12 protein-coding genes are annotated in these 16,517 nt (G+C 40.8%); all 12 read right to left on the reverse strand.

Annotated features, from left to right (window positions below):
• Positions 1-329: 329 nt before the first annotated feature.
• The 12 genes from NSTC731_RS17740 to NSTC731_RS17795 all read right to left on the reverse strand — a co-directional run bounded on the left by NSTC731_RS17740 (position 330) and on the right by NSTC731_RS17795 (position 16,476).
• Complete coding sequence (locus tag NSTC731_RS17740) at positions 330-2,558, reverse strand: GumC family protein (protein ID WP_445631946.1); 2,229 nt, start codon at positions 2,556-2,558, stop codon at positions 330-332.
• 122 nt (positions 2,559-2,680) lie between these two features.
• Positions 2,681-3,781, reverse strand: a complete 1,101-nt coding sequence (locus NSTC731_RS17745) for a glycosyltransferase (RefSeq protein WP_445631947.1) — start codon at positions 3,779-3,781, stop codon at positions 2,681-2,683.
• A gap of 384 nt (positions 3,782-4,165) precedes the next feature.
• Positions 4,166-5,479: an NAD(P)H-dependent oxidoreductase gene (locus NSTC731_RS17750; RefSeq protein WP_445631948.1), complete on the reverse strand. Its 1,314-nt coding sequence runs from the start codon at positions 5,477-5,479 to the stop codon at positions 4,166-4,168.
• 228 nt (positions 5,480-5,707) lie between these two features.
• Positions 5,708-6,265, reverse strand: a complete 558-nt coding sequence (gene rfbC / locus NSTC731_RS17755) for a dTDP-4-dehydrorhamnose 3,5-epimerase (protein WP_322697143.1) — start codon at positions 6,263-6,265, stop codon at positions 5,708-5,710.
• A gap of 91 nt (positions 6,266-6,356) precedes the next feature.
• Positions 6,357-7,202 carry a phytanoyl-CoA dioxygenase family protein gene (locus NSTC731_RS17760; RefSeq protein WP_445631949.1) on the reverse strand — a complete coding sequence of 282 codons (846 nt, stop codon included), beginning with the start codon at positions 7,200-7,202 and terminating at the stop codon, positions 6,357-6,359.
• A gap of 21 nt (positions 7,203-7,223) precedes the next feature.
• Positions 7,224-8,087, reverse strand: a complete 864-nt coding sequence (locus NSTC731_RS17765; RefSeq protein ID WP_445631950.1) for a phytanoyl-CoA dioxygenase — start codon at positions 8,085-8,087, stop codon at positions 7,224-7,226.
• A gap of 50 nt (positions 8,088-8,137) precedes the next feature.
• Complete coding sequence (locus NSTC731_RS17770; protein WP_445631951.1) at positions 8,138-9,145, reverse strand: glycosyltransferase family 2 protein; 1,008 nt, start codon at positions 9,143-9,145, stop codon at positions 8,138-8,140.
• Between the two features lie 38 nt (positions 9,146-9,183).
• Positions 9,184-10,137: a glycosyltransferase family 2 protein gene (locus tag NSTC731_RS17775; protein ID WP_445631952.1), complete on the reverse strand. Its 954-nt coding sequence runs from the start codon at positions 10,135-10,137 to the stop codon at positions 9,184-9,186.
• 217 nt (positions 10,138-10,354) lie between these two features.
• The gene (locus NSTC731_RS17780; protein ID WP_445631953.1) at positions 10,355-11,386 is read right to left on the reverse strand and encodes an NAD-dependent epimerase/dehydratase family protein; all 1,032 of its coding nucleotides are present in this window, start codon (positions 11,384-11,386) and stop codon (positions 10,355-10,357) included.
• A 444-nt stretch (positions 11,387-11,830) separates the two neighbouring features.
• Positions 11,831-13,045, reverse strand: a complete 1,215-nt coding sequence (lhgO, locus tag NSTC731_RS17785) for an L-2-hydroxyglutarate oxidase (RefSeq protein ID WP_445631954.1) — start codon at positions 13,043-13,045, stop codon at positions 11,831-11,833.
• Between the two features lie 161 nt (positions 13,046-13,206).
• On the reverse strand, positions 13,207-13,980 hold the full coding sequence (gene rfbF / locus NSTC731_RS17790) for a glucose-1-phosphate cytidylyltransferase (protein WP_445631955.1): 774 nt from the start codon (positions 13,978-13,980) through the stop codon (positions 13,207-13,209).
• A gap of 327 nt (positions 13,981-14,307) precedes the next feature.
• The gene (locus NSTC731_RS17795; protein ID WP_445631956.1) at positions 14,308-16,476 is read right to left on the reverse strand and encodes a tetratricopeptide repeat protein; all 2,169 of its coding nucleotides are present in this window, start codon (positions 16,474-16,476) and stop codon (positions 14,308-14,310) included.
• Positions 16,477-16,517 lie beyond the last annotated feature (41 nt).

Consider the following 16,517-nt stretch of genomic DNA (forward strand, 5'->3'; position numbering starts at 1 on the left):
AAATTACCCATGAATCTATATTTACGTTGAATTACGCTGAGGTGTCCATTATCTTGATAGATTTGAAAAACCCGTCTGCTCTTGTCTTCTAGCCTTTATGAAGGTGCTTTAATCTCTAGAATATAAGACTCTGTAGAAATAGCGATCGCTCAAATAACTTCTTTATTTATTCTTTAAAGAGTCAGTGATTTCTCTGAAAACTCATAAAGATAGCATAAATATACTGAATTCTTCCCGATCGCAACAAAAGCAAATTTTGATTATAAATACGAAACGCAAAATCCCCGACTTCTTAAAGAAGTCGGGGATTTATCATCTAGCCGTACTAGCTACTTTTCTACAGCTTGACGTAGAGCCAATTGTTGTTGTTTGATATTGGGTACGTAATTACTACTATTAGATACCCCATTAGCTACAACCCCAATCAGATTTAACTTACTCAGCATCGCTGTCGCTTGATTAAGCTGACTTCGCGTCACAATACCAATACTTGCCACCATAATCACACTACGACAAGATGATGCGGTAAGCATGGCATCTACTAAACCGAGAACTGGGGGCGCATCTATCAGAACCAAATCATAATTTTCCTCAAATGCTGTCATTAATTGGATCATCCGAGGGGAACTCAACAGATTAGCTGGGTCGGCAGGTTTGGGGCCAGCGGTCAAAATATCGATGTAGGCGGAACCTGAGTATTGAAGACTAATTTGGTTGGGTAGAGTTGTATCACTCGCCAATAAAGTTGAAAGCCCCTGCTCATTGGGAAGATTCAGTTGGTGGTGCAAACTGGGATCGCGTAAGTTGGCATCAATCAGCAGTACTCTTTTGTGTAAACGAGCAGCACTCATTGCCAAACCCAACGCCAAAGCTGATTTACCTTCATCGGCTAAAGCCGAGGTAATCATCAAAGATTTTAAATTAGTAACAGTATTTAAAAGTTCAATGTTTTTGTAAATCAGATCCAGCGATTCCCAACGCGGTGGAGATTGCAATACCTGAATCGTCCAAGGAGCGAGAACTTCTGGCTTGCCAAAAGGCAACTTAATCATTGATTCTCTAGGTTTGGCTGGCGGTAACTTGGGAGTTGTTCCCAACAAAGGCATAGCCATTTGCTTCTCTAATTCAGCAGTGGTGTGAACTGCATCATCAGCCGATTCGCGAATAAAGGCAGCAATACCTCCTAACATTAACCCAACCACAGCACCTAACAGCAAATTCTGTTGAAGATTGGGGCCTAATTTTGCACCTTTTTGAGGATCTTCTACCACTTCCCAATTAAATCCACCCTTGGAAAGTTCTTGCCGTAATTGTTGTTCTGCTCTTAAAAGCTGCTCTAATCTTTCACGACTAAATTGCAACTGTGGTAGCATTCGATTGTAATAAGCCAACAAAGGCGGGAAGCGTTTGATTTCCAAACGCAACTCGTTTTCTTTCTGAGCCAAACTTTGATCGCGAGCAGTTAAAGCAACTATAGTTGTCTGCGTTTCTACTAACTGACCAGCAAGGCTGAGATCGATTTGACCCAACTGCCCTTTTTCGAGAAGAGAATCTCCAGAAGTGAACGCACCAGCAGACTTTTCGCCTAAAGTTCTTCCTACCTCTTGTTGCAATAATTCCTTTTGGCCTTGAAGCTGTTCTTTGAGCTTTTGCACGCTCGGAGTTTGATCTGTAAACCGTAAGCGTTCTTGTGCTAGTGCCAATTCGCTTTTTTGGATTTCGTTTAGTAAGCCTTGATAGCGAGTAGACTGACTCAAACGAGAAGCAACTAGAGCATTTTGGGGAGAACGGTTAAGTTGTTCTTCTAAAGATTTTTGGCGTGCTAAAGCTTCCCCATACTGAGCGCGAGTTGTCTGTCTTTCTTGGGAAAGATTGTTCAAAGCTGTTTCAATCGCTTTCGCCTGTGACTCTGGATCGATTAAGTTCTGATTTCTGCGAAACCTTTGTAAATTTGTCTCAGATGCGTTTACTTCTTCACTGGCTTTACTTAACTGTTCCCTGATGATTTGCAGACCTTTTTGTAAACGCGAACTCTGTTGTTGTTTGTTATATTCCAGATAAACTTGTCGAATTGCATCCAGAACTTTTTGGGTTTTTTCAGGATCTCCAGCGGTATATTCAACTTGAAAGATTTTAGTAGCGACATTATCTTCTTTGCTCCTAATTTGAGTTAAGACCAAAGAAGCTTTAATTTCCGCCGAAGTTATATCTGGATAATTAGACTGAAGTTTATCAACTGCTTTTTGAATGAGTCCCGAACTTTGCATCAAGTTAAGCTGGGTGGCAGTATCTATGACCACATTAGAGTCAGTAAACTGATTGTCTACTCCCGCACCACCTTCCGTTTTACCTTGATAGTTAGGTTCTACTAGCAGTTGCATAGAACTTTTATAAGTAGGCTTTGTTTTTACAGTTACTATGCTGGCAATAGCAATAGAACTAATTAATACTGCTAAGAACCAAGGAAATCTCCGCACAAATACGGCAAACATTTGCCCGTAACTTGGTTCACTTTCAGAAGCTAGAGCTAGATGAGGATTTAGACTATTTTGAACCACTTTTATATCCTTGTCTTCAAGACTTACGCTAAGAGATTCTCCGAAAAATACCTATTTTTTTACGAACTGCCAATCACAAGAGAGCAAATAAATAGGTAATCTGATAGTGGAAAATTCAGAAATCAAATGAATAATTGCTGCACGCCACAAGCTTGGTTAATAATTTGCTCAACCTTGCCAAAGAATGCATTCTCTGAAAAATTTGCTACAGCATGATTGCGGATGCGATCGTAATCCCAAGAAATGCCGTTGGCTTCTTGTAATGCAATTTGTAGAGATTCGGGTGTTTGTCTTTTGAAAAAGACTCCTGTTTCACCTGGAATTTGAGTATCTAATACTCCACCTGCTCCATAAGCGATGACTGGTGTACCGCTAGCGTTAGCCTCTACTGGCACTAACCCATAATCTTCTAAGGCTGCGACAATAATAGACTTGGCTTTGGAAAACAAGTCTTTACGGGTTCTATCACTTACGTGTCCCAAGAACACAATATTTTGTAATGCTTTGGATTTTAACCGTGCTAATTCTGGTCCGTCACCAGATATTAATAGCCGCCACCCCAACCAATTAAAAGCTTCGACTATTATATCAAGTCGCTTATAACCGATCATCCGGGCGGAGGCCAGATAATATTCATCTTTTATATCGGAAAAAACAAATTTACTAGTATCAATTGGATAGTTCACCATCATTGCCTTTTTGCCATAAATCTTTTCAATTCGGCGGGCAACAACGCTGGAATTAGCTATGTAAAGGTCAGGCTCCTGTGCATATTTCAAATCTACCTTTCTCATTACTTGAAATATTTGTTCGATTAAAGGAGCAAAATATCTATAGTCTCCGTACTCTCTTAAATAAGTTGCTGTATCCCATAAGAAACGGGTGACGTTATGGCAAAAACAAATGTGGTGGGCATTGGGGTTTTTTCGCACTGCTTTGGCGAAGCTGGTGCTACTACTAATAATTAAATCGTAGTCTTGCAGATCCAAGGCACGAAAGGCAGGAAAATATAGAGGAGCCATCGACCTAAAATATTTTGCTGCACCAGGAATCTTTTGTAAGAAGGTTGTATTAACTATGCGATCGCCTAGATCGATAGTTTTTTGGGGATCGTACAAAGATGTGAAAATGTCTGCTTCAGGATAGCGCTTACAAAGCAGTTCAAACACACGCTCTGCCCCACCTCGCTGGGTTAAATAATCATGGACGAGAGCAATTTTCATGAAATTTGACCTAAAGTTTCGATCGGGTTTGTTGAAACGCTCCCCAGCAAGTTGTACCAATTCAAAATTAAGAAAGCCAGACAAAACGAAGGTTTGGAAGTGTTTATCTGTCGCATTCTTTTTTAAAATTGGTATTACTATCAACAACTTTAGTGTCCCGCAGTATAGTTTCTATCCTCTTGATGAAATTCTGGCGACAAATATATAGGGGCTTCGGAGATCCCCCCAACCCCCCTTAAAAAGCAGGGGGGCTTTTTCTCCTCTTTACCCCTTTTTTAAGGGGGTCGCCGCAGGCGGGGGGATCTGATCCGAAACGTATTAGGGGCATACAGCTGTACGCCCCTACAGCTAATTCATTTGTGGCGAATATTTTTAGAACCGATATTATCCAACTGCTACTAAGATTTTTTCTGGAGCGAAATAGGCGTTTTGCTCGGCTCGAAGTTGGTCGCAAAGTCTGCCTTCAGGTAATTCTACATCCTCATAAGTGAGGACTCGATCTTTAGAAATATCTCGTTTGAGGCGGCACCCTTCAGCTAAACCCATTGGTAGAAGATTTTGCTGTTGGACGATATCGGAATTTTCACATTGTCCGTAGGTCATGTAGTAGCCGATGCCATCTAAGGTTTCTCCTGCTTTCAGGTCGATTTTGGCGGTGGTGACAACATCTACTAACGGGCCTGCTAGTGGAGACATCACAGCATCACCAAATAAAACAGCACGCGCTACGGACAAGGGAACTTCAAAATGACAGAGGTGATAAGGAGTATAGAAGCTGTAAAGTGGGCCTTCACCTAATTTATATAAGTTGAGATAGTGGCGTTGCTTGGGGTCGTCGTGAGTGGCAAATACATATACGCCTGGGCCTGGTTTTGCTCCAACTACATAATCGACGATGCCGCCCAGTTCTTTGAGTTGTTCAACATCATATAAGTGGGTCATTTCATCGACATGACCGTTGAAGTCATATCCCAACATTCCCCGTTTGGCGACTTTCATGCCTGTGGCATTGGCAACGATCGCTTGCTCGAAGGAAATTTTGCTTCCGTCGGCGAAGCTAGTCACCATGTGGGGCTTTTGACCCCAACGTTTAGCAAATCCTTCCTGGGTGGTGGGATTGCGATAGGGGTCTTGGAGTCCTTTAATGTTACCGCACAATAAGGGAGTTAAACCAATGCTTTTTACAAAGCGATAAAGGTTCATTTGTACCCCTGGCTGATCGCCATCACAAGCGCTGAGAATCACACCTGCTTTGTCGGCATACACTTTCAGGATGGGGCCAATGGTGCCATCGAGTTCGGCATTCATCATAATCACATGTTTGCAATGGGCGATCGCTTCCATAACGATCTGAGCGCCAAATTCCACTGCACCTGTGACTTCGATTAATGCATCGATGCCTTCAGCCTGACACAGTAACTTAGCGTCTTCTGTGACTGCATACTTACCGTTAGCGATCGCATCTTCTAATTCGCTGATAGTTGCAACAACTTGAATATCTTCAATTCCTGCTTCCGAATAAGCTTGTTTAGCTGCACCAATCTGACGATTGGAGATAGCAACTAACTCCATTCCTGGCACTGAATTGACAATTTGGTTGGCAATTCCTCGACCCATAAAACCAGCACCGATCATTCCCACCTTGATAGGATTTCCTGCTGCTGCACGGGCTTGTAAGGCGCGATCGATAATAATCATGAACTAAACTCCTTTTTGGAACTGTTTGTTGTGTTACAAATTCTCGATAATTTTGCACTTAATAATTTTTTACAACTCAACATTAAGTACATTTTCATAGAAATCATCATTAATGATAGCTACTAACTGGTTGCTTGCTAGATGCCATATTTTTTGGAACTACCTTACCTCATACAGAGGAGCCAGTGTGTTGTGTGGAAAACACCTGGCACAGAGAAATAGTTGATGTTATCTGGAAGCTGTACCGCCAACAGTCATCATTCTCAACAAGGGCCAATTTAAATCTTTCTCGGAGATTTCAGTTACATCTAAAGGCCAATCAATGTTAAAAAATGGGTCGTCATAGCGTAAACCTCTTTCATATCCTGGGGTGTAAAATTCACCCACTTGATATACAACTTCAGTCTCATCGGTTAACGCTTGATAGCCATGAGCAAACATTTCTGGAACATACAAAGCGCGGCGATTTTCTGGGGTTAGCTCTACACCAATGTGTGATAAAAAGCTAGGAGATTCAGGACGCATATCAATAATTACGTCGTAGATTGCGCCTTTCGTACAGCGAATTAATTTGGTTTCTGCTGCTGGCAGAATTTGATAGTGCATTCCGCGGATAGTACCTTTTTTGTAATTAAAAGACAGGTTACATTGGGCAACTGTTGGCTTTAATCCGTGTGCTGCAAATTCTTGAGCGCAGAAAGACCGAGCGAAAAAACCACGGTGGTCTGGCTTTTCTTCTAAATCAATGATGAATGCGTCTTTGAGTGCAGTTGAAGTGAAGATCATGAATGAATAACCTTGAGAAGAATATTGAGGACAACAAAACTTGTTACAAACCTCATCAAAAATAGTTTTGAGTGGGTTTTTAGATTAACAATTAGCTTGCTTGGACTGAACTATATGGTGCTAACTTTGGTTGGGGAAAAGTATCGTCTCGATACTGAGTACAAACTTCTGGACGTTCGGGAGAAGTAGAAGTGTAGCACGAGAATAAAGTTAACCTATCTTCAGTGCGTGATGTACCGTGATGTATGGCTTTTTTGGGATCGACAAGAATCACAGTTCCTGCCGCTCCTGTACAAGATTTCCAAGCTTCTTTCGGGATAATTTCATTTAGTTCTTCATCTGTGATGCCTAAATGACCAGATTGCCAAAGCTTGTAGTAAGTACGGTAATAGTTTAATCTAAATAAAGAGGTTAAAGAGGCGGGAATATATTCAAAGGGTCCGTGCTTTTCTTCAACATCATTTAAGTAAATAATGATTTTGATCATGCGGCGGTCTTCTGCATCTTTATGCCATAGTTGTGTACCAAACTGATTTTTATTAGGGAAATCTTTGCGGAGATGTACACCATGAAAAATGATTGGCAGACCAATGTAGTTTTCAATGATGTTTAGGAGCCTTTTTTCGCTTCCCCAAGTAGCAAATTCAGGTAAATATGTAACTGTGTAAACTTGGGGAAATTTTTCATGTGAATCATCATGATTGCCAGATTCCATTTGGGACGAATAACCATAAGCTGCCTTGAGCAATTCTGCTGTTGAATCGAATCCCAATTCAGCAAGTGTGGTAACATGAATACCATCACATTTAAGGTCATCAAGAATTTTGCGATCGCTTGCTTCTAGTACAGGCAAATTAGCAGCGTGTTTCCAAAGTGCTAATCTGTAAACTAACTCAGATCCCAGTGAAGATATTTTGCGTTTAATCTTGAGCAGCATGGCATGACTACCTTTAATAGACTATCGGCTATTTTCTACTTGTTGTCTTAACTCTGCTCTGGGATAAGTATCATCCCAGTATTGGGTACAAAGTTCTGGTCTTTCAGGAGGGTTGGCGGTATAACAAAAGAATAGTGTTGAGCGTTCTTCTGTGCGGACTGTGCCGTGATGCAAAGCATTTTTCGTATCTACAATAATCACAGTACCTGCTGGGCCTGGGCAGGATTTCCAAGCTGATTTGGGGATGACTGGTTTCACTTCTTCATCATCAATGCCCATATAACCTGACTTCCAAAGTTTGTAGTAAAGCTGAATATAATTCCAACTAAACAAGGAAGTTAAAGAGCGGGGAATGTATTCAAAAGGCCCAGTTTTTTCTTCGACATCATTCAAGTAAATAAAGATTTTGATAATGCGACGATCTTCAGCATCGCTATGCCATAGTAGCGTGCCAAACTGATGTTTGCTAGGGAAATCTTTACGTAAATGTACACCGTGAAAAGCAATAGGCAGACCAATATAATTCTCGATCAGATTGAGAAGTCTTTTCTCCATTGCCCAGGCATAAAATTCTGGTAAACCTGTAACTGTGTAAATTTGTGGCAACTTTTCATCTAGATGGTCGTTGTTGGGATTTTCCATCTGAGACAATTGCTGATAAGCAGCTTTGAGCAGTTCGGAGCTAGAGTTTAAGCCTAAATCTGCCAGTGTTGTGACACAAACACCGTCTTTTTTGAGAGCTTTGAGGATATTGCGTAGGCGTAGCCCGTCGCAGACATCGCGCCCTTCCAATGCTGGCAAATTTCTGCTATGCTTCCAACGAGCTAGATAATATTCCAAGTCAGCAGATAGTGTAGATAATTTGCGTTTAATTAGATTAAACATCTGGTAAACTCTTTCTAATTTTAATGTCGATTTCTCAGTAATTTAGTAGCTTATGGCTTATAGCTTCGTACTTCTTGAGCAGGTATTTCATTTGATTCGGCTAAACTAAATTCTTTAGAAATCATCACGTCAAAAGCACATAAACCGACTAAAGCTAAAAATGGGACTACTGTCTTAATGGCAGACATAGGCCATCTTCTTAAAGCACCTAAGAAAACTTTCAAGTTGACTTCTTTACCGTTTTGCAAAAGCATCCGCCGACAAAACTGCTTAGAATATCCACTCTGCTCCAATTTCAAAATTACTTCGGGTATGTGTTTGTATTGCATTAAAAGTGCAGATTTTGGTTCTTTCTGCCAATAACTCACACCCACAACACATTCCAAATAAGTCTCTTTCGTGACAATTACACGACCATTAGAGGCACAATACCCGGCTAAATATGCTAAAGATATCCAATTATTCTCAGCATCTTGCCAATTTTGTAGAGCGCGTTTCACTAAATCGGTGCGGTAGATTGTCGCAGTCAGAAAAATGACTGCACCGACACTTTTTGAGAAACAATGCTCAAATATAGCTTTACCATCACCATCACCATCTTCACTATCTATATCAAACCAACGATTACCAACAATTGTTGGTGGATGAACTGGTTCACCAGTAATTTGGTTCCGGCCAGAAAAGTTGAGAAACAATAATGATAAATCTTCATATTGCTTAAGTTTGCTAATCACATAAGCAATGCCTCTATCTTGAATTGGGTCATCATCACCAATCGTCCAAACATATTTTGTTGTAGTAGAATTTAGGCAATACATAATATTTTTGACAACGCCTAAATTTTGAGGATTTTTATTTGATTTAAATGGGATACTACTAAGGATTATTTGCCATTTTTTAATCGTATCCTGAGTATTGTCTGTTGAACAATTATCAGAAACCAAAATTTCACAATCATCTTCAAAACCTTTGATAGCTTGAGCTAACCATGCTAACTGTTTATCCAGTAATTCAGCACGATTATAAGTTGGTATAGCAATGGTTAGTAATTTCTGCATGGTAAGAAATAGTAGTTAATAAATTGATATATGAATAGTTACAGATTACTTTCTAGCTGTTTGGGTGGAAAAAGAATTGCCCAAGCTGATATACTTAACAAACGTAGGTAAGGAAGAAATATCTTGATTGTCAATAAAGGCCAACGTTTTAAAGCGCCTAATAGGATTTTCAAGTCAGTTTTTTGATGGAAATTCTGCCAAATCATTTCCTGACAAAATTTATGAGGATATCCTACTTTTAGTAGTTTTATATAAACTTCAGGTATGTATGCATATCGCATTTTAAAGTTCCATGTCGGATCGAGATCCAAAAGACTAGCGCCCATAGTACATTCTAAATAAGTGTCTTTAGTGACGATGACACTCCCATGAGCAGCACAAAATGCAGTCCAATATGCTTGAGATGCCCAATTATTAGTAGCAGACGGCCATTTTTGTAAAGCGCGTTGCACTAGATTTGTGCGATAAATTGCTGCTGATATAAAAAGTACACCGCCAAAATTTTCATTCAGATAACTTTGAAATACAGTTTTACCATCAACTTTTAGTTCGTCGTTATCGCTATTCAACCAGCGTTCGACAACCAGTTGACCTGTTTGTTTTTGACGACCAGAGAAGTTTAAAAACATTAGTGCTAAATCTGAATGTTTTTTTAGTGTTGTTAGCACATAATCTAGGGTTCTCTCTTGAATTGGGTCGTCATCACCAATTGTCCAAACATATTTACTATTTGGAGCTTTTAAGCAACAAGCAATATTACTCATTACCCCAACATTTTCACTATTCTTATTTGATCTAAATGTGACATTACTAAGAATTATCTGCCACTTTTTAATAACTTCTTGAGTATTATCTGTAGAACAATTATCAGAAATAAAGATTTCACAGTCAGACTCAAACCCTTTAATAGATTTAGCTAACCAAGTAAGTTGTTTATCTAAAATCTGGGCACGATTGAATGTAGGGATTGCGATAGTCAGCAATTTATTCATCTTCGACTTTGTTTATTTGGCTTTTTCTCAAAATGTAGCGATGCAGTCCAGCGACAATCTCTTTAGTTTTCAGATGGCTAACTCGTTTACTAATGCTGAGATGAACGCCATAAATTTTAACTCGCTGATTGCAAATAACTTGAGGAATAGAATAAGCCCGAATCAATACTATTTGATTCGGAAGCTTAGATTCTTTTTCTGTTGCAGCTAGGCAGCTTTAGTATTTTTTATTCCAGAAGAAATCTTTGTCAATTTGCTCTGTCCGAATTAGATACTCTAGCTGTTTTAAACGAGTAAATCCTCTAAACAAGAAAGTATCTTCAGCCATGTGTATTTGACTGAATAAATCAAATAGCTGCTGGGCACCAAGTCGGGCATTCCAATCACATTTAAATCCAGGTAGGATTGTGTTGATTTTCTCGAAGGATACGCGATAGCTGCGGTTATCTGCGCCGTTGTCACCAAAGGACAATTTGCAATCTGGAAAAACATCAGCAATAATTTCTGCGATTTCTTTAACGCGATAGTTATTCGCTGTATCTCCCACGTTGAAGATTTGGTTATGTACAATGTCTCGTGGTGCTTCTAAGGTGCAAACTATTGCTTTGCAAATATCCAATGCATGGACTAATGGCCGCCAAGGTGTGCCATCACTAATCATTTTGATTTCTTTGCTAGTCCATGCCAACCCTGCTAAGTTGTTTAAAACAATATCGAAGCGCATTCTGGGAGAAGCACCAAAAGCTGTTGCATTCCGCATAAAGGTGGGAGAAAAGTCATCGTCAGCGAGTGGTGCGACATCTCTTTCTACAAGAGTTTTGCATTCTGCGTAGGCTGTTTGAGGATTAACTGCGGATTTTTCTGTGACATCACCTGCGGTAGCAACACCGTAGACACTGCACGAAGACATATATACGAAGCGACGCACACCCATAGCCTTAGCTAGACTAGCTAGACGAACTGAACCTACATGATTAATTTCGTAGGTAATATTGGGTGCTAATTGTCCGGCTGGGTCGTTGGAGAGTTCTGCCATGTGAACTATGGCTTCAATACCTTCCAAATCATCAGGGGTGATGTTGCGGATATCTTTGTTAAGGGTTTTGGGTGTGACTCCACTAGGGTTGTACAGCCAACCAACTTTATAGAAGCCGGTATCTAGACCAATAACTTCATGTCCTCGTTCGATTAACAAAGGGGGTAATAACGAACCTAGATAGCCTTCTGTGCCAGTTACTAATATTTTCATTGTGGTTAATTCCTTTGTATTGTATTGATGAGTTAAATTCTTCGTTTAGCTGGACGCACAGATGTATGTCCTAGAGTGTTGTTGCATCTAGAAGGGAACCGCTATATTTTTAGTTTGTAGGCTAAAAACTAAAACTGGTGTAGGTTGGGTTGAGGAACGAAACCCAACATTGTCAAGGCTTTGTTGGGTTTCGCTGTTGCTCAACCCAACCTACTATTCTTCTTAACCCAAGCGTATTGTCTTATACCAATTCAATTAATGATTGCAACACATCCTTGGATCAAGACGCGATGAATCGCGTCTCTACAAATGGTGTATTTGTCGCATTTTTTTTTGCAATTGGTATTACCTGTTTCTTGTATTTTCAGGCAGGTAAAGAAAAGATGCCCACTATACAAGATTCATCCCTTAATTCAGCAGTCCCGGAAATAACAACTATGATATCTATGCAGTGACTACACTCTCTAGATGCGAAAGTTGGGGAATTTCTGCTACAAGTGCTTTGCCGATTTCTAGAGAGGATGTCGCAGCAGGAGAAGGAGCATTGCAAACATGAATAGAGTTTTGACCGGAAACAATCAAAAAGTCGTCTACAAGCTTGCCATCGTTCATTAAGGCTTGAGCGCGAACTCCTGCATGGGTGGGAACTAAGTCTTCTGCTTGCACTTCGGGAATTAGTTTTTGTAAACTTCTGGTGAAGGCTGCTTTGCTAAAAGAACGAATGATTTCTTGGATGCCTTCATCAGCGTGTTTAGCTGCTAACTTCCAGAAGCCGGGATAGGTGATGACTTCCATAAAATCCCGTAAGTCAAAGTCGGTTTTTTTGTAACCTTCGCGTTTGAGGGATAGAACTGCGTTTGGCCCTGCATGGACGCTACCATCAATCATCCGGGTAAAGTGGACACCCAAGAAGGGGAAATCTGGATTGGGAACTGGGTAGATTAGTGTCTTGACTAGATAGCGTTTTTCTGGGGTGAGTTCGTAGTATTCTCCCCGAAATGGCACAATTTTGGCTTGGGGTTCAACTTGCCCTAGTTTAGCGGTGCGATCGCTATGCAATCCAGTACAATTAATTACAAAGCGGGTTTCAAAGCTACCCTTGTTTGTTTGCAGTACCTGATTTTTACCACTTGGAGAGATTTTCAGGACTTTTGTATTCAGGTGTAAATCTCCACCCTGCTGTTGAATTAGCTGGGCATATTTCAAACAAACTTGCTTGTAATTAACAATACCAGTTGAAAATACCCGAATGCCACCTACACATCTTACGTGAGGTTCAATTTCCCTGACTTCTTCAGGACTAATTCTCTGGACTTCTATGCCATTCTCTAAGCCGCGTTGGTAGAGATTTTCTAAGCGTGGTAGCTCTTGTTCTTCAGTTGCAACAATGACCTTACCACAAACTTCATGGTCAATTCCATGCTCTTGGCAGAATTCTACCATTGAACGAGAACCATCACGACAAAATTTAGCTTTGAAACTCCCTGGCTTGTAGTAAATACCAGAATGAATTACCCCGCTATTATTGCCAGTTTGGTGAAATGCCCATTGACTCTCTTTTTCTAGTACTAAAATGCGGGCATTGGGATAGCGTTTTCCTAAAGCTAACGCTGTCGAGAGTCCAACTATTCCCCCACCGATAATCGCAAAATCATACATTAGTATTATCGCACTTCAAATTACAGTAAATCTATTAAGTCATTTGTCATTTGTCATTTAACTCCTGACTCTTAACTTTTGTACAGACGCGATTAATCGCGTCTCTACTCTTAACTTTTGTAGAGACGCGATTAATCGCGTCTCTACTCCTAACTCTTCTCTTACCATACCTTCCAAGGAGCCTGATTGTTTTTCCACAGCCCTTCGAGATAGTTTTTATCGCGTAAAGTATCCATTGGTTGCCAAAACCCATCATGTTTGAAAGCAGATAGCTGCTCCATATCAGCTAGCTTTTCTAATGGCTCTTGTTCCCATACCGTAGAGTCATCAGCAATTAAGTTGATTACTTCTGGTTCTAACACAAAATAACCGCCATTAATCCAAGCTCCATCACCTTCCGGTTTTTCCCGAAAGCTAGTGATTTTAGTTTGCTCATATCCTAAAGAAATAGCACCAAAACGTCCAGCTGGCTGAACGGCTGTAAGTGTTCCTAAGCTATTTTGTTCTCTGTGAAATTTAACTAGCTCGGTGATATTAATATTACTAACACCATCGCCATAAGTAAAGCAAAAAGTTTCATTACCAAGATGTTCGCTGATTCGCTTTAAGCGTCCGCCTGTCATTGTATTATCACCTGTATTTACTAAGGTGACACGCCAGGGTTCTGCATAACCAGAATGCACGTTCATCTGGTTAAAGCGCATGTCAAAGGTAACATCTGACATGTGTAAGAAGTAGTTAGCAAAATACTCCTTAATGATGTAACCTTTATAACCACAACAAATAATAAAGTCATTAATGCCGTGGGCAGAGTAAGTTTTCATTATGTGCCAAAGAATTGGCTTACCACCAATCTCAACCATCGGCTTGGGTCTAACACTGGTTTCTTCACTGAGGCGTGTACCAAGACCTCCAGCCAAAATCACCGCTTTCATGCAATTACCTCGGAGATTTGTAGGGATATGATTATTCGACTTTTGCGAGATGAAGAGGATGCACTTCAAGGGAGAGAAATGTATTTCTGATTTCTGTTTCTCCGTCAATAATCTAACTGTAATTTCCGATGAAATTATAAAGGTAAGATAAATTAAAATCTTTTCTATATAAAAGCTCTATGAATATCTATAAATACAGAAATAAATTACTCAATGAAATAAAAATATCACCTATAAAATAACTAGGATTAGCTGGCGCTAACCCTAGTCATGCTTGATTTTTTCAATCAAAATCAACAAGATGCTAGTAACAAAACTTACTGGTTTCTAGTTAGTTTTTTCCACATTACTTGAGCCTTGGAATAAAGGGTCACATTTGTTTTCGATGACTACACACATATTACTGAGTGCTTGTTGATAATTATCCATGTCATCTTGCTCAAGAAATATTTTGGCAGATGCCTGTATATCTTCGACAGCTTTTGTCTGGTTTTTGTTAGCTTCACTACCGCCATATTGTGCCAGTTCATAGCGAACCATACCTCGTTTGAGATATGCTTTTGCTAGTTTGGGGCTGAGAGTTAATGCTTGGTTAAAGTCAGCGATCGCTTGATTATATTCTTGCTGATAATTGCTGCTATATTGCGCAATTTGATAATAAACAACACCCCGCTGGAAGTAAGCTTCGGCTTTGGAGATATTACGTTTTATTGCCTGAGTAAAATCTGCGATCGCTTTTGTGTAAGCTTGTTGAGATTCACCGCTGTATTTAGCCATTTGGGCGCGGACAATTCCTCGTCTGATATAAGCTTCAATTTCATTATTATCCAGACCAATGGCTCGATTATAGTCTGCGATCGCTAGATTATATTCTCGATCGGGATCGTTGCTATATTCAGCGAGCATATAGCGGGCATTGCCCCGATTTACCAGAGCTTTGGTTTGATTGGGATTGATTTTCAGAGCTTGGCTATAATCTGTAACTGCTCCTTCGTAGTCTTTCAGGTTATAGCGGGCATTACCACGATTTACAATTGCTCTAGCATGTGTCGGTTCTTGTTCAATTGCTTGGCTAAAGTTGACAATTGCTTTGTCATAGTCTCGCTCTTTATAAGCAATATAACCTTGCTGATAAGAATCAGCGAAGCTAAGTTTATTATTTGGCTGGGAAGACTTGATTGTTTGTTGGGTGTAAGCATTTTGGGAAACCAACGGCTGAGTAAATTTAATCATCACGTCTGCATATCCCAATAAACCAAAGCCCAGCAAACAACAAATAATCGGGTACAACTTTGACTTTTTGGAAGGTTTGTATGAACCGCTGGGAGTCATTATTGGCTGCCAGTAATTAGCTAGCTGCTGCGGTGACATGGCTCGCTGGGGAAAATGCGGTGTCTGATTGTAGCGTTTTCTCGCTTTGACTCGCGGTTGGAGATGTTCTCTAGCTTCTATAGCCCGATGTGATGGGAAGGGGTCGCGTCCGCCTAATCGCACGGTGCGTTCGCACCACGGACAGCTACGCATATGGTTGTTGTAGCGATGCTGGGGATTTGTTGTGCAGGTAATTAGGGACTCTTCGGCTTCAGCGATGGCTGAGAGCCAAGTCTGGGCACTGGGGCGCAGTTGGGGATTGTTATGACCCTCTTCAAAACAACGGACAAATAATTCCTGTAAGCTGGGATGGAGAATTTCCCAAGGGGGGGCAATGGGTGTCGGCAGGTAGGGTACGTAACGCTTTTGGCTGTAAGTGAAATGACCCGACGCAATGCGTGCTTCGTAGGGTGGTGGCTCAATCGCACCTTGAAAAATCCCCGAAAATGGGTGGGTGCCTTCCATTAAGAGTTGAAATACTAACACCCCTAACCCAAATAAATCGTGAGAAATTTCGCGATCGTGCTGGGCAAAAGTTTTATTCTGTAATTCTGGCGGAGTAAACTCTGGTTTACCTACTGGGCAACGATAAACAACATTGCTGTTTGGGTCGGTTACTTGGAAAGAGTCTGTGTCTATCAAGGTCACCAGTGCTGTATCACTGACGAGGATATTGGACTCGTTCACATCACCAATGCAATATCCACTAGCGTGCAAAGCGGCAAAAGCCGCCGCCAAGTTACGAGCCGTGCGGAGCAGGTACTGATAGTTGAATAGGGGGCAATGTTGCCGACGGGTTCTGGGGTTGTAAAAGTCGATGATTGGACGCATCCCCTGAATACGTGGCATCAAAAAGCCCAGGATGCTATTTTTGCCATCTGCCGCCCGTAATAAATCCTCTGGCCAAGCGATAGAGATATGCCCCAAACTCGCCGTCGGGTTTTCTGGCGGGTTGGCAAGCATCGCCTGGAGTTTTTCTGCATGAGCAGTGGTTGGCTTGTGGTAAATCTTTGCCACGAAGTCGTTATCGGATGGCACTGCATAAACACAAGCTTCACCGCCACGTCCCAAACTGACATTGAGACTGAGGATTTCTTTTCTGGGGGAACAACGTAGTACCTGCATAATGAAATTACCGCTAACGGAAGTTATTGTAAGATGTAGAA

Source organism: Nostoc sp. DSM 114167 (genome assembly GCF_052692655.1).